This is a genomic window from Gammaproteobacteria bacterium (assembly GCA_029884425.1).
Taxonomy (GTDB): Bacteria; Pseudomonadota; Gammaproteobacteria; order S012-40; family S012-40; genus JAOUHV01.
The window spans coordinates 66,359-81,163 of sequence record JAOUHV010000010.1; the positions used below are offsets into that span (position 1 = coordinate 66,359).

Here is a 14,805-nt window from a genome sequence, read left to right on the forward strand (position 1 = left end):
ATGATGAAACGAGTTTTCTTGCTCTTGACCTTCCTGTCACTGGGGTTTTCTGGTGCGCTGCAGGCGACTACCCTGCCCAATCTGTATGAAGTGATCACTACGGTTCCCGACCAGACCAATGAAACACGCCAGCTGGCGATTAGCCAGGCGTTTGATGAATTATTGGTGCGCGTGACCGGAGATGCCGGCGTGGTACTGCGCCCCGAACTGGCCAAGTTGCGAGCCTCTGCCGCCCAATGGGTGCGCCAGTTCAGCTACGAGCGGGTGACGCCACCTGCGCCACCACCGTCTGCCGATGGCAGCAAAGTGGCCCCGCCCAAGCCCTATTTGCAGCTTCGGGCGAAATTTGACGAAGAACCGGTGAATGAAGCCCTGTGGAAAAACAAATTGCCGGTGTGGGGCAAGGTCAGGCCATCGGTACTGGTTTGGCTGGCGGTGCAGAGCGATGATCGCCGGTTTATGATGGACCCTAATGACCCCAGCAATGAGCTGGTACAGTCGCTGCGCAGCAACAGTGAACGCCGCGGCGTGCCGCTGGTGATGCCGATGATGGACCTGGAAGATCAGCTGAACATGAATTATGCCACGGCCTGGGAAGGGACGGATGATCAGATCATGAAAGCTTCCAAACGCTATGCGCCAGAAGCTGTGCTGGTGGGGCGGATCAGTAATGATGGTTTTGGTGGCTGGAAGGTGCGCTGGAGTTTGTATCAGCAGGGCGTTCCGTATCACTGGAGTGTCGCGGACATCACCAATCTGACCCAGGTGGCGGCGATTGGCATTGATGGTGTGGCCGACAATCTGGCGCAACGTTACGCTCATGTGGGCGAAGGCGAATCGGGGGCTTATTGGCTGGAGATCACCGACGTGAAAAGCCTGCAGGACTATGCCCGGGTGGGACGCTATCTGAAATCCCTGGCGGCGGTAGACGGTTTGGAGCTGCAATCAGTCATCGAGGATCAGTTGAGTTTTCGCGTCAATGTGCGCGGCGGTATCGCCAGTCTGGAGCAGGCGATTTCGCTGGGAAGTACGCTCAAAGCGACCCAAAAAGAACGCTTTTCTGACCGAGTGCTGGTGTACTCGCTGCAGCCATGAACGCCAAACACATCCCCAATCTGATTACTTTGCTGCGCATCCTGCTGGTGCCGGTGGTGGTTTGGCAGATTGTCTATGGTCAGGCCTGGCTGGCGTTGTCGCTTTTCCTGTTCGCGGCGATATCGGATGGCGTGGATGGCTATCTGGCCCGGCGTTATGGTTGGCGGACGCGGCTGGGGTCGATTCTGGACCCGCTGGCTGACAAGTTATTGATGGTGTCGATTTTCATCACCCTGGGCTGGTTGTTGGTGGTGCCTTTCTGGTTTGTGCTGCTGGTGCTGGTGCGCGATGTGGTGATTATTGTCGGCGGCATTGCCTACCACATGCTGGTGGGCAAGTATTCCATGGCGCCCAGCCTGATCAGCAAAATCAATACGACAGTGCAGATGCTGCTGGTCAGCGTGCTGATGGTTGCGCCATTGTGGGGTATGCCTGATACGCTGATTCAGGGCCTGTTCTACGTCGCAGCGCTGACCACGGTGCTCAGCGGTATCAATTACGTCTGGGTGTGGGGTTGCCGCGCTGCGCATCACGACCGGCATATGGGGGCGTCGTCTTGACCTTGTCACAGCGCTGGTTTTGGTTGTCGGTGGCAGCGATTGCGCTGCTGTTAATCTATCTGCTGGCACCGGTGCTTACGCCGTTTCTGGTGGCGGCGATACTCGCCTATATCGGCGATCCCTGGGTTGATCGACTGGAAAAACGCATGCCGCGCGGTGTTGCGGTGGCGCTGGTGTTTGTGCTGATCATGGGCGCTATTGTCGCTGCGCTGATGCTGCTGGTGCCCCTGCTGCAACAGCAGTTGGCGAGTTTTTATGATCGCCTGCCGCAATACATTGATCGTATTCAGGCGGAGTTCCTACCGTGGGTGAGCGGATTGCTGGGTGTTGATAAGCCGGACCTGCAACTCGGCGAACTGAAACAGTTGCTGGCCGAACGTCTGCAGGGTGGCGGCGCAGTGTCGGGCGTGTGGCAGACGGTTGCCAACTCGGGCGTGGCGTTGCTGACGACCGTGGCCAATGTGTTGCTGATTCCTGTACTGACGTTTTACCTGCTGCGTGACTGGGATATTTTACTGGAGCGCATTCATCATTTGTTGCCTCGTCATATTGAGCAAGCCACGGTTTCCCTGGCGCGAGCCTCCGATGAAGTGCTGTCGGCGTTTTTGCGAGGCCAGATTCAGGTGATGCTGGGACTGGGCATGGTGTACAGCCTTGGTCTGTGGCTGGTGGGCTTGGACTTCTCGTTGTTGATCGGCATGCTGGCCGGGCTGGTGAGCTTTGTGCCGTACCTGGGGATGGTGGTTGGCCTGGGGGTGGCGAGCACGGTGGCGCTGCTGCAGTTCCAGGATGCCATGGTGTTGTTGCCGGTGCTGGCAGTGTTTGCCACCGGGCAACTGCTGGAGAGCTTTGTGCTGACGCCCCTGCTGGTGGGCGATCGGATTGGCCTGCATCCGGTCGCGGTGATTTTTGCGGTGATGGCGGGCGGGCAGTTGTTTGGTTTTTTTGGTATCCTGCTGGCGCTGCCGGTGGCGGCGGTGGTGATGGTGCTGTTACGCCACGCCCGTCAGCACTATCTCGACAGTCATCTGTACCAACGCCGCGATATTCCGTAACGTTATTTCCTGCCCATGAGTTTGCAAATTCCCCTGACCATCCAGCTGCGTGACCACGCGTCACTGCAAAATTTTGTTGCCGGCCCCAACGCCGAGGTGTTGCAGCGGCTGCAAGGTTGTATTGATCCGTCGTCACGTGATGGTTCGATTTATGTGTGGGGCGCGAACGGCACGGGCAAAACCCATTTGCTGCAGGGGACCTGTCAGCAGGCCGGCAGTCAGGATTTGCCTTCGGTGTACCTGAGTCTGGCGCAGAAGCACGAGCTTGCGCCGGAAATGCTCGAAGGCTTGGAGCAAATGCAGGTGGTGTGCGTGGATGACCTACAGCATTTGCGCGGTGATCGTGATTGGCAGGAAGCGCTGTTCCATCTCTACAATCGCTGCCTGGAGACCGGTTGTCAGCTGGTGTTTGCCGCCGACCGCAATATTGCCGAGCTGCAACTGGAGCTGGCGGATTTGAGTTCCCGTCTGGCGTGGGGCGTGGTGTTTCAGCTCAAACTGCTCAATGACGAACAAAAACTCGCGGCGCTGCGGCTGCGTGCGCAGTTGCGCGGGTTTGATTTGCCGGAAAAAGTCGGCGTGTATTTGCTGCGTCGTTGTCCGCGGGACATGCATGCGCTGTTTGCGACGCTGGATGCACTGGACAAAGCCACGCTGGCGGCCAAGCGTCGTCTGACCCTGCCCTTTGTGCGCGAATGGCTGGAAGCCAGCGACTTGCGCGACGATCAGGGCGATTTGTTCTAGCCTTTCAATTTTTTCGCAGTCTGTGCCAGCCGGCGTCCCAACGCCAGACAGAGCTGTTTTTCCACCTCGCTGATGCTGTTGTCCCCTTCGATTGCAAAATGGCTGGCACCATACGGGCTGCCGCCGTTGCGGGTGTCGTGCAGACCTTTTTCGGTGTACGGAATGCCGGTGATCAGCATGCCGTGGTGCAGCAGCGGAATCATCATCGACAACAGGGTGCTTTCCTGGCCGCCATGCAGGCTGGACGACGAGGTGAACACCGCAGCAGGTTTGCCGGCCAGTTCGCCTGACAGCCAAAGCTCCGACGTGCCATCGAGAAAATATTTCAGCGGCGCAGCCATGTTGCCAAAACGGGTGGGGCTGCCCAGTGCCAGGCCATCGCAGTGTTTGAGGTCGTCCAGGGACGCAAACGGATCACCGCGGCTGGGAACGCTGTCGGCGACGGCTTCGCAGACGGTGGATACCGCCGGCACGGTGCGCAGGGTGGCCTCGCAGCCGCTGACTTCCTGCACGCCACGGGCAATCAGGTTGGCCAGTTTTTGGGTTGAACCCTGGCGGCTGTAGTAGACGATGAGAATATTGATCATGGGATTGCGCATTACCCTTTTTGGCGAATGATTTCCCGCCATTGGGCCGGGCCAGAGTTGTGTACCGAATTGCCGGCGGTGTCCACCGCGACGGTGACCGGCATTTCGTCGACTTCAAATTCGTAAATCGCTTCCATGCCCAGTTCGGCGAAGGCCAGCACCTTGGCGGCACGAATGGCCTTGGCTACCAGGTAGGCGGCACCGCCAGTGGCGATCAGATAGACCGACTGGTGTTTTTTGATGGACTCGATCGCGACCGGGCCGCGTTCGCCCTTGCCGATCATGCCCAGCAGGCCGGTTTTTTCCAAAATGGTATCGGTGAATTTGTCCATGCGGGTGGCGGTGGTGGGGCCGGCCGGGCCGATCACCTCATCGCGCACTGCGTCCACCGGGCCGACGTAGTAGATGAACCGGCCCCGCAGATCGACCGGCAGTTTTTCGCCCTTGGCCAGCATGTCGACCATACGTTTGTGAGCGGCATCGCGGCCGGTGAGTAATTTGCCAGACAGTAACAGCGTGTCGCCCGGCTGCCAGCTTTTCACATCTTCTGCGGTCAGGGTATCCAGATTGACTCGACGCGTTTGAGCACTTACTTCCCAGGTAACGCTTGGCCAGTCAGCCATTTTGGGTGGTGTCAGTTGCGCAACGCCGCTGCCATCCAGAGTGAAATGCACGTGGCGGGTGGCGGCGCAGTTGGGAATCAGGGCGACGGGTTTGGAGGCCGCGTGGGTGGGATAGTCGTGAATTTTGACATCCACCACCGTGGTGAGTCCGCCCAGACCCTGGGCACCGATGCCCAGTTCGTTGACGCGGTTGTAGATTTCCACCCGCAGTTTTTCCAGGTCGGTTTTGGGGCCGCGCGCCAGCAGTTCGTGCATGTCCACCGGTTCCATCAGCGATTCCTTGGCCATCAGTACGGCTTTTTCGGCGGTGCCGCCAATGCCTATGCCCAGAATGCCTGGCGGGCACCAGCCCGCGCCCAGGGTGGGAACAGTTTTGACCACCCAGTCAACGATGTCGTCAGACGGATTGAGCATGGCCATGCGTGATTTGTTTTCCGAGCCACCGCCCTTGGCGGCCAGCGCGATGTCCACTTTGTTGCCGGGCACCAGGCGGGTGTGAATGACTGCCGGGGTGTTGTCGCGGGTGTTCTGCCGTTTACCGGCGGGATCCGAGACGATGGAGGCTCGCAGCGGGTTGTCGGGATGGGCGTAGGCGCGACGCACGCCTTCGTTGATCATTTCTTCCAGGCTCATGTCGGCCTGCCATTGCACGTTCATGCCGACCTCGACGAAGGCGACCACGATGCCGGTGTCCTGGCAGATGGGGCGGTGGCCTTCGGCGCACATGCGCGAGTTCACCAGTATCTGGCCGATGGCGTCGCGGGCAGCCGGGGATTCCTCGTGTTCGTAGGCGCGGCCCAGGGCTTGCACAAAATCGGTTGGATGGTAGTACGAAATAAACTGCAGTGCGTCAGCGACGCTCTGGATCAGGTCTTGTTGTTTAATCAGGGTCATGAATGCGAATTCCTTTGGCCGGCGAGCATATACTAGCGGGTGGCGCGTGGGCCAATTATGGGCGTGAGAGGGGTTAAATTTCAAATGGTTAAACGCACACTGGGGATCTGGTTGGTCATGGGGGGGCTGTTTGGCGGCGGCACCGCGCTGGCCGCGCCGGTATCGTTGGAGCTGGCCGATATGCACGGCCGCGAGCATCGCTTGCAGGATTATCGTGGCCAGTGGGTGGTGGTGAACTACTGGGCGACATGGTGCGTGCCTTGCCGAACCGAGCTGCCGGAGTTACAGGCGTTTTATACGAAATACCGGCACCGTGGGGTGATGGTGATCGGGGTAAATTACGAGGACACACCACAGGAAAAAGTGCAGGCGTTCGTCAAACAGCACCGGCTGGGCTTTCCTGTGTGGCTGGCGTCACCTGATGAACCCAGTCCGCTGGGCGAGGTGCGTGGCTTGCCAACGACCTTTATTGTGGCGCCCAGCGGCGAAGTGGTTGCGCGTCATCAGGGAAAGGTGACCGAGGCAATGCTGGTGAAACTGACCCGGCGCAGTGGTGCGCCTGCCGCAGATTGAACACTGACAGGCTTAATTATTTGGTTTTGCTGCCGTTGAAGTAACAGACGGACTTCCCGAAATGTGTTGGCTGAGGCTGCACTTCAGAGAACGAATGCGAAATCCGTTATAAAAAACGACGTTATTGCCCAAAAACCGTTGGAGTAAAAGTCTCACCATGTCCGCAAAAAAACTGGTGAATTTGACGCGCAACCTGATCAAGGCACATCAGCCACTGCTGGTTCCGGTGTATAAAACCGACGGCACGCTGCTGGCGCAGAAGGGTATTGTGCTCACGGATGAACAGGTCGCTAAACTGGATGAGCATGAGCAACTGCTGACCTTGGGCAAGGAGCTGGCATCGCTGTACGGTGATAACAAGGGCCGCTTGGCGAAGGATGACGGTGGTGCAGTTTACCAGTGGCGTTCGCCATTTGACCGGCTGATTGAAATTCGTAATGAGTTGGTGGCGATTTATGCCAGTCCCACGTTGGAGGGGAATGCCGAACACGTTCGCACCTTGGTGTCGCGCATTAATACGGTTTGCAGCGAGGCGCCGGATGCAGCGCTGGCAACCATCATTATTGACGAATACGAATATTACACCGCCCAGCACTCGGTGCATGTGGCGGTGCTGTGCGAATTGACCGCAGCCTATCTGCAGTGGGATGACGATTCTCGCCGTGCTTTGGTGGCGGCAGCATTGACGATGAATATTTCGGTCGCGGACTTTCAGGATCGTGCCCAAAGTCAGGCGACACCATTGAGCGATGAACAACGCAAAACCATTGCCAGTCATCCAGAGGCCAGTGTGCAAATTCTCAAGCAGATGGGGGTGGATGATCATCGTTGGCTGGATTATGTTTTCAAACATCATGAAAGCGTGGACGGCACTGGATATCCGCAGGGTTTGATGGGCGAGGAAGTCCCTCTGGGCGCGTCGCTGTTGCATTTGGCGGACGTATATTGCGCCAAAGTGTCTTCTGCTCGAACCTATCGCAAACCGCAATTCCCCACAGTGGCAGCGCGTGACATTTTCCTGGGTAAGGATCGCCGCGCCAAAGGTTCCACGATCGAAATCGTGGTGAAAATTCTCGGCTTGTATCCACCGGGTTGTCAGGTGCAATTGGCCAATGGCGAAGTAGGCGTGGTGATTCGCCGCGGCAATCGGGTGGATGCGCCGGTGGTGCGAATCATTGTTGACCCCAAAGGCAATCGGGTCAAAACCAAAGTGGTGCGCAACACCAATACCGCGCCATTTGCGGTCAAAGAAATTATCCAGCCTAATGTGGTCAAGCGTGACCCCCAATACCAGAGCTGGTGGGGATATTAAGATTTAATCTAGATTTTCAAGCGTATCCTGCCGGTAAATTTTGATATTTTTTATTGCGAACACCTCCTGTTTTTAATCTAAATAATTTTCTACCCTCTTGTTTTAAATGTGTATTGTCTGATTTTGTCGTAAATTTTACGAAAGTAAGTGCTTGCCTGTTGTTTTGCGGGTTTTGCTGCTTTTTGTTAGAGTGGTCCGAGTAGGTGATGGGACTCTAGGCCGGTTTGTGGGCCGCAGTTGGAGTACAGCAAAGGACAATTGACATGAAAACAGCAACTGAATTTGATTTTGACCGCTGGATGGCGTTGGCTAAGCAGGACCCTGAGGCGTTTGAACAACAGCGTGTAGAATTTCTGCAAAAATTTATCGACGGGTTACCTGAGAGAGCCAAGCAGCGTTTGCAGCGCGTGCAGTGGCGGGTGGACATGGAGCGCAAGCGCTGCAAAAACCCGATGGAATCCACCGTTCGTATTTACGACATGATGTGGGGTTCTCTGTCCCAGACGCACGATGAGTTGTGCAATCTAGTAGCGATGGTAGACCCTGAATCCGAATTTGCCCGTATTGTGCCGACCCCGCCCAAGGCCAAAGTGCTGCCGTTTGTCGCATCGACCGGCACCGAAAACTAACCGATTGTTGGTGCGGTTGTTACTTGAGGGAAGCCAAGTGCTTCCCTTTTTGTTGGTCGCTTGAAAAGTGAGCAACGCAGATTCCTCGCATTGTTTTTAAACTGTTCATTTCGCTGAATTTACCGCACAATGTTGGCAATTATTTGTCTTGGAGTTGTGCATGAAAAGCTTGTGGAATGATGCGGAAGCGGCCAGTTACGGCGATGATTTGGGCTTGCGGGTTTATACCTCCCGTTTGTTAGGGCGAGATCATACGCTGGTGCTTCATGGTGGTGGAAATACCTCGGTCAAAATCACTGAGAAAAATATTTTTGGTGAAGATGAAGAAATTCTCTACGTCAAAGGCAGTGGCTGGGATCTGGAAACCATCGATCGTCCTGGTTTTGCGCCGGTCAAACTGCAGCATCTGATTCGACTGGCTGAATTGCCCAGCCTGAGTGACCCGGACATGGTGACACAGCTCAAGGCCAACATGACTAACCCCGGTGCACCCACTCCCTCGGTTGAAGCCATTTTGCACGCGACCTTGCCGTACAAATTCGTTGATCACACCCACGCCGATGCGATCGTGACCATCACCAACACCAAGGATGGCGAAGCGCGCATTCGCCAGATTTACGGTGACAGTGTGGTGATCATTCCCTACATCATGCCCGGCTTTGATCTGGCGCGTGATTGTGCCAAACGTTTTGCCAAAGAGGCTGGTCCGCAGACCAAGGGAATGGTGCTGCTCAATCACGGTATTTTTTCGTTTGCAGACACCGCGCGTGAATCCTACGAACGCATGATCGAACTGGTGGGTATGGCGGAAGCCTATCTGCAAAAACAAAATGCCTGGGATTTGCAGCACGAGCCGCCGGTGGTTTCTGTTGAGCCACAACGCGAAGTGTTGGCCAGCATGCGCCAGCAATTGTCAAAGGTTGTCGGTGCGCCGATGATTTTGTCCGTCGCTCGTCGCGCCAATTGCGATGCGTTTGCGCATCATCCGCAAGTCGCCAGCATTTCCCAGCAAGGTCCGGCGACACCTGATCACGTTATTCGGACCAAACAAAAACCATTGCTGGGTCGCGATATTGCCGGTTATGCGCAACGCTACCAGCAATATTTTGATACCCATGCGCCACGTGCCCGTGACAAGAAAACCATTTTGGATAAAGCGCCGCGGGTGATTCTCGACAAGGAATTGGGCATGTTGGCCGCAGCAAGAAGTGCCAAGGATGCGGCCATCATCAAAGACATTTATTCGCACACCGTGGACATTATCCTGCGCGCAGAAAAACTCGGCGGTTACCGGGCGTTATCGGACCAGGATATTTTCGACATGGAATACTGGGATCTGGAACAGGCCAAGCTCAAAGGTGGCGGCAAAGCGCCCATGTTTACCGGTGAAGTGGCGCTGGTGACCGGTGCAGCATCGGGCATAGGCAAGGCAGCGGTAGAGGCCATGCTGGCGCGTGGCGCGGCGGTGATTGCGCTGGATGTCAGTGCAGGCGTGGCTGATTTGTTCAAGCGTGCAGACTATTACGGCGTGGTGTGCGATGTTTCCGACGAAGATCAGGTGAAAAACGCTATCGAATTGGGCGTGCGTCGCTTTGGCGGTATCGACATGCTGGTGCTGAATGCCGGTTTGTTCCCTGGCGGTTGTCGTGTGGACAAAATGGATCTGGCATTGTGGCACAAAGTGATGGCAGTGAATCTGGATGCCAATGTCACTTTCCTGCGTGAATGCTATCCGCTGCTCAAGTTGTCACCCAACCGTGGTCGTGTTGTTGTGATTGGCTCGAAGAACGTACCTGCCCCCGGTCCCGGTGCGGCAGCGTACTCTGCCTCCAAGGCGGCGTTGACACAATTGATGCGGGTAACCGCGCTGGAATGGGGCGGCGATGGCATTCGCCTTAACATGCTGCATCCCGATGCAGTGTTCGATACCGGCATCTGGAGTGAAGATATTTTAGCTGCACGGGCTAAACACTATGGTTTAAGTGTCGATGAATACAAGACCAAGAATGTGTTGAAAACAACCATCAGCAGCCGCGATGTGGCCGAATTGGCTGCCGAGATGTGCGGTCCGCTGTTTGCCAAGACCACCGCAGCACAGCTTCCCATTGATGGGGGGAATGACCGCGTTATCTAAGCCCCGGAGCGGAGAGATAGGAGTATGGAGTCGATATCCGTTAGCGATCTGCTGGTGTTGCTCGTGGAACCATCGACGACGCAACAGCGGGTAATCAGAAACTATCTGATTGAGATCGGGGTGCGTAATGTCGACGCTGTCACCAGCGGCGAGGAGGCACTGACCACCATGATGGGGACGCCGCCGGATCTGGTGGTTAGTGCAATGCATTTGAGTGACATGACGGGCGCTGATCTGGTGACCAAAATGCGTGGGCAGCCGCGATTGGCGGACGTGCCGTTCATGCTGGTTTCCAGCGAAACCAGTGTGCGCTTGCTCGAACCCATTCGCCAGGCCGGTGTGGTGGGGATTCTGCCCAAACCTTTTACCATGGAAAACCTGCGTTCGGCCTTGGTCAGCGCAGTCGACATGCTGGATCTTGGCAGCATGATGCTGGACTTTGATGTTGATCTGGACGGTGTACGCGTCCTGATTGTCGATGACAGCCTCACCTCGCGCCGACACATCCGTCGCATTCTGCAAAATATTGGCGTGGATCAGATCGTCGAAGCGGAAAATGGCCGTGAAGGCATGGCGGTTATGCAGCAGCATGTGTTCGATTTAATTTTGACCGACTACAACATGCCCGAAATGGATGGCAAAGAGTTTGTTTGTTACGTGCGGCAGCAAAGTAGTCAGACCAACGTGCCGATACTGATGGTAACCAGCATGCAGGACGAGGCCCGTTTGGCGCAGGTGGAACAGGTGGGCGTCTCCGCTATTTGTGACAAACCCTTTGAACCCCGTTTTTTGGTGGAATTGTTGCGTCGCGTGCTGGTGACAGGCCAGTCCTAACCCTTTTTACGAAGACAACGCATGACCGCGCATATTGTTGCTCACCGTGGCTATAGCAGCCGCTACCCGGAAAACACCAGTCTTAGTCTGGAAAAGGCCATTGCCGCCGGTGTTCGTTTTGTTGAATTGGACGTGCAACTGAGTGCCGATGGCGTGCCGGTGATCGTCCATGACGACACGTTGCAGCGTACCGGTGGCGTCAATTGCTCGGTGCTGGATACACCCTGGTCGGCATTGCAGATTCAAACCGTGGGTGAAGTCGAGCGCCTGGGAAATGCCTTCGCCGCTGAACCATTGCCGCCCTTGCAGCGCCTGACCGAGATTTTACAGGCGCATCCGCAGGTACATGCCTTCGTTGAACTCAAAGAAGAAAGTCTCAATCGCTTTGGCCGGCAGTACATGCTCGATCAGGTGGTGGCTGTGCTGCAGCCGGTGTTGGCGCAGTGCAGCATCATTTCGTTCGATGATCAGGTGTTGTACCTCGTTCGTGAACAGACGCCTTGCCGCATCGGCTGGGTGATTGGCCGCTGGACGCCAGAGCAGCGCAAGCTGGCTGAGGCACTGCAGCCGCACATCCTGATTTGCAATTACAAAAAAATTGAACTGCCGCTGTGGTCCGGGCCGTGGCAGTGGTTTTTGTACGAAATTATTGATCCGGCGCTGGCACGGCAATGGCTGGCGCGTGGCGTGATTTACATCGAAGGCATGGAACTGGCGCAACTGCTGGTCGACGACGCATTTAACGGAGCGTAACGTGGATTACGATGTGGTGGTGATTGGCGGTGGGATTCACGGCGTGGGCGCGGCGCAAGCCGCTGCTGCTGCCGGACATTCCGTACTGGTGATTGAGCAGCACGCATTGGCTTCGGGCACGTCCAGCCGTTCCAGCAAATTGATTCACGGTGGATTGCGCTATCTGGAAAGCGGACAAATCCGCCTGGTACGGGAATGCCTGTACGAACGCGAATTACTGCTGACCAACGCGCCAGACCTGGTAACGTTGCGGCCATTTTTTATTCCGGTTTACCCACAAACCCGCCGCCGTCCCTGGAAACTGCGTGCAGGATTGAGTCTGTACGCCATGTTGACCGGGCTGCGCAGTTCGGCACTGTTTCGCACCGTGCCGCGTTCCCAGTGGGATACGCTGGACGGATTGGATGCTGCCGGTTTGCAGACGGTGCTTCAATACTGGGATGCACAGACCGACGACAATCTGCTGACCCAGGCGGTGATGCAATCGGCGCAAACCATGGGCGCAGAACTGTGGATTCCGGCCAAGTTTATGAGTGCCGAGCCGCATTCTACCGGCTGGAACCTGCAGGTCGATTACGCCGGCAAGTCGCGGGAAATCCATGCCAGGGCGGTGGTTAATGCTGCCGGCCCCTGGGCGCGTCGGGTGGATGAAAAAGCCGGTTTGTTGCATCGTGCCTGCGATGTTGATCTGGTGCAGGGGACGCACATCATTCTGGATGCTCCGCTCAAATCCGGTATTTATTACGTCGAAGCTCCGCAAGATGGTCGGGCGGTGTTTGTCATGCCTTGGTATCAGCGCACCCTGGTGGGAACCACCGAGCGCATTTATCAGGGCGATCCGGCGGCGGTTATGCCTATGGCCGAAGAAAAGTCTTATTTGTTCACGGTACTGCAGCATTACTTTCCGGCATATCGTGATTTAAGCGTGCGCGATGTTGCCGAATCATTTGCTGGCCTGCGGGTGCTGCCGGCGGCATCGGGCGCGGCATTCTCGCGTCCGCGCGAAACCATCATCAGCGTGGATCAGGATGTGTCGCCGCGTTGGGCGTCCATTTACGGTGGCAAGCTGACGGCGTATCGCGCCACGGCCGAGCAGGTGATGCGTCGCCTGCAACCTGCCCTGCCAAAACGTGCCGCACGGGGTGATACCCGACGGCTGCGTCTGGTGCCCGCCGACTAGCGCTGGTAATACCGCTTGAGCGTGGTCATGGCATCATTGATTTGCTGCAATTTTTCCTTGTCACCGCCCCGATCGGGGTGATGCAGGCTGACCAGTTGGCGATAGCGGAATTTGATCTGCTGAAACTCTACGGGTTCTTTCAAACTGAATAACTGCAGTGCGAGTGTTTTGTCGTTGGCGGCGGCAAAGCGCAGCCAGAACTGGTTAAGCATCTCGTCTACGTCCCTTTCATCCGTGTTGTGCAGGTGGCGCAAATCCAGATAGTAGTCACGCAGCGGATCATCATGCTGTAAACCGGCAGGATGCGGGCTGTAGGGCCGCCACTGGATGTTGAATACACTGATCTGAAGATCGCCGCGCTGCTCGCCAAGCAATTGCTCACGCAATCGGTACAACAGGTGAAACAGGAGAAAATGACTCTGGAACAGCGACAACGAATCAGTGAAATCAGTAGGGGGATTAGCGACATCCTCCGGCAACTGCTTGAGCAACTGGTATTCGCTCAACCCCTGCGGATGCTGTAGCAACAAATCCAGCAATGCCGCTTGCGCGGCTAGCGTATCCATACCGTCTTGATGTTGACGAATTCGTGGATGCCCTGCATCGCCAGCTCGCGGCCATAGCCGGAGGTCTTGATGCCACCAAACGGCAGGCGCGGATCACTTTTGACCATACCGTTGACGAACGCGCAGCCACATTCCAGTTGCCGGGCCAGCCGCTCGCCACGGGCGACATCGCGGGTCCAGACGCTGCCGCCCAGGCCAAATTCGGTGTCGTTGGCGATCTGGATGGCGTGTTGTTCATCGCGGGCGCGGATGACGATGGCGACCGGGCCAAACAACTCCTCGCTGTAGGCGGGATTGCCTTTTTCAACGCGATCCAGAATGGACGCCTGATAAAACGCGCCCGGTCCGGGCACGGGCTGACAGCCGGTCAGCGCGACGGCGCCGGCGGCCAGGCTGGCCTGTACCTGGTCGTGCAATTCGTCGCGCAAATCCACCCGCGCCAGGGGGGCCAGGGTGGTGGCCGAATCCATGGGGTCGCCGGGGCGCAGTGTCTCGACGGCGGTTTTGAAGCGCGACAGGAAGGCATCGGCAATGGCATCGACCACGATGAAGCGCTTGGCGGCAATGCAGCTTTGGCCGGCGTTCATGTAGCGGCTGGCCACGCCCTGCTGCACGGTCAGGTCCAGATCCGCGTCTTCCAGCACGATGAATGCGTCCGAGCCGCCCAGTTCCAGAACTGACTTTTTGATGCAGGCGGCGGCGGTGGCGGCGACCTGTTTGCCTGCCGGCGTGCTGCCGGTGAGGGCGACGGCGTGGACTTTGGGATGTTCAATCACCGCCTTGACCATGCTGGAGGGGATGATCAGGCTGCGAAACGCATTGGTTGGGAAACCCGCTTCGGCAAAGATCTGCTCCAGCGCCAGCGCGCAGCCGGGGACGTTGGATGCGTGTTTGAGCAGGGCGGTGTTACCGGCCATCAGTGCCGGTGCGGCAAAACGGACAACCTGCCACAGCGGGAAATTCCACGGCATGATCGCCAGAATGGTGCCCAGCGGCTGGTAGCAGACCAGACTGCGGCTGGCATCGGATTCGATGAGCTGGTCGGCGAGGAAGGCTTCGGCGTGATCTGCGTAGTATTCGCAGCCCAAAGCGCATTTTTCCACCTCAGCCAGGGCTTCCTTATACAGTTTTCCCATTTCGCGCGTCATGAGTCTGGCTAAATCGTCATTTTTTTGACGAAAAACCCTGGCGGCCTGATGCATTAATCGCCGCCTTAGGGCAAAATGGCTGCCAGCCCAAACCGGAGGGACTTTTGCTACATCCTCA

General features: G+C 56.9%; 15 protein-coding genes. 11 read left to right on the top strand and 4 right to left on the bottom strand.

What is annotated here, in order from left to right; translation table 11 throughout:
* Genes OEW58_04710 through hda form a run of 4 tightly spaced genes read left to right on the top strand, consistent with a single transcriptional unit; the run spans position 1 to position 3,454 of the window.
* A complete protein-coding gene (locus OEW58_04710) occupies positions 1–1,095 on the top strand; it encodes a DUF2066 domain-containing protein (GenBank protein ID MDH5300644.1) in 1,095 nt (364 codons plus the stop codon).
* Positions 1,092–1,655, top strand: a complete 564-nt coding sequence (pgsA, locus tag OEW58_04715) for a CDP-diacylglycerol--glycerol-3-phosphate 3-phosphatidyltransferase (protein ID MDH5300645.1) — start codon at positions 1,092–1,094, stop codon at positions 1,653–1,655. Before OEW58_04710 ends, pgsA begins: the two co-directional genes overlap by 4 nt.
* The gene (locus OEW58_04720) at positions 1,652–2,710 is read left to right on the top strand and encodes an AI-2E family transporter (GenBank protein MDH5300646.1); all 1,059 of its coding nucleotides are present in this window, start codon (positions 1,652–1,654) and stop codon (positions 2,708–2,710) included. The genes pgsA and OEW58_04720 overlap by 4 nt, the downstream gene beginning before the upstream one ends.
* Before the next feature lie 15 nt (positions 2,711–2,725).
* Positions 2,726–3,454, top strand: coding sequence for a DnaA regulatory inactivator Hda (gene hda, locus OEW58_04725; GenBank protein ID MDH5300647.1), 729 nt, complete (start codon positions 2,726–2,728; stop codon positions 3,452–3,454).
* Here the strand turns inward: hda and wrbA are convergent.
* Positions 3,451–4,041: an NAD(P)H:quinone oxidoreductase gene (gene wrbA / locus OEW58_04730; protein MDH5300648.1), complete on the bottom strand. Its 591-nt coding sequence runs from the start codon at positions 4,039–4,041 to the stop codon at positions 3,451–3,453. The genes hda and wrbA overlap by 4 nt on opposite strands.
* An 11-nt stretch (positions 4,042–4,052) precedes the next feature.
* Entirely contained in the window at positions 4,053–5,558 is a 1,506-nt protein-coding gene (locus OEW58_04735) for a fumarate hydratase (protein MDH5300649.1), read from the bottom strand.
* 84 nt (positions 5,559–5,642) lie between these two features.
* Between OEW58_04735 and OEW58_04740 the strand changes: the two genes are divergently transcribed.
* From OEW58_04740 to OEW58_04770, 7 genes are all read left to right on the top strand, one after another.
* Entirely contained in the window at positions 5,643–6,131 is a 489-nt protein-coding gene (locus OEW58_04740) for a TlpA family protein disulfide reductase (protein MDH5300650.1), read from the top strand.
* A 157-nt stretch (positions 6,132–6,288) separates the two neighbouring features.
* On the top strand, positions 6,289–7,443 hold the full coding sequence (locus OEW58_04745) for an HD domain-containing protein (GenBank protein MDH5300651.1): 1,155 nt from the start codon (positions 6,289–6,291) through the stop codon (positions 7,441–7,443).
* Between the two features lie 263 nt (positions 7,444–7,706).
* Positions 7,707–8,072, top strand: coding sequence for a DUF3135 domain-containing protein (locus OEW58_04750; protein ID MDH5300652.1), 366 nt, complete (start codon positions 7,707–7,709; stop codon positions 8,070–8,072).
* Positions 8,073–8,232: 160 nt separating this feature from the next.
* Positions 8,233–10,206 (top strand): bifunctional aldolase/short-chain dehydrogenase, encoded by a 1,974-nt coding sequence (locus OEW58_04755; protein MDH5300653.1) that lies wholly within the window; start codon positions 8,233–8,235, stop codon positions 10,204–10,206.
* 24 nt (positions 10,207–10,230) lie between these two features.
* Positions 10,231–11,040 carry a response regulator gene (locus OEW58_04760; GenBank protein MDH5300654.1) on the top strand — a complete coding sequence of 270 codons (810 nt, stop codon included), beginning with the start codon at positions 10,231–10,233 and terminating at the stop codon, positions 11,038–11,040.
* A gap of 21 nt (positions 11,041–11,061) precedes the next feature.
* A complete protein-coding gene (locus OEW58_04765; protein MDH5300655.1) occupies positions 11,062–11,793 on the top strand; it encodes a glycerophosphodiester phosphodiesterase family protein in 732 nt (243 codons plus the stop codon).
* A gap of 1 nt (position 11,794) precedes the next feature.
* A complete protein-coding gene (locus OEW58_04770; protein ID MDH5300656.1) occupies positions 11,795–12,973 on the top strand; it encodes an FAD-dependent oxidoreductase in 1,179 nt (392 codons plus the stop codon).
* On the opposite strand, the gene OEW58_04775 is transcribed toward OEW58_04770, so the two are convergent.
* On the bottom strand, positions 12,970–13,539 hold the full coding sequence (locus tag OEW58_04775; protein MDH5300657.1) for a molecular chaperone DnaJ: 570 nt from the start codon (positions 13,537–13,539) through the stop codon (positions 12,970–12,972). The genes OEW58_04770 and OEW58_04775 overlap by 4 nt on opposite strands.
* On the bottom strand, positions 13,527–14,805 hold a 1,279-nt coding region (locus tag OEW58_04780; protein ID MDH5300658.1), incomplete at its 5' end, for an NAD-dependent succinate-semialdehyde dehydrogenase. The genes OEW58_04775 and OEW58_04780, both read right to left, overlap by 13 nt.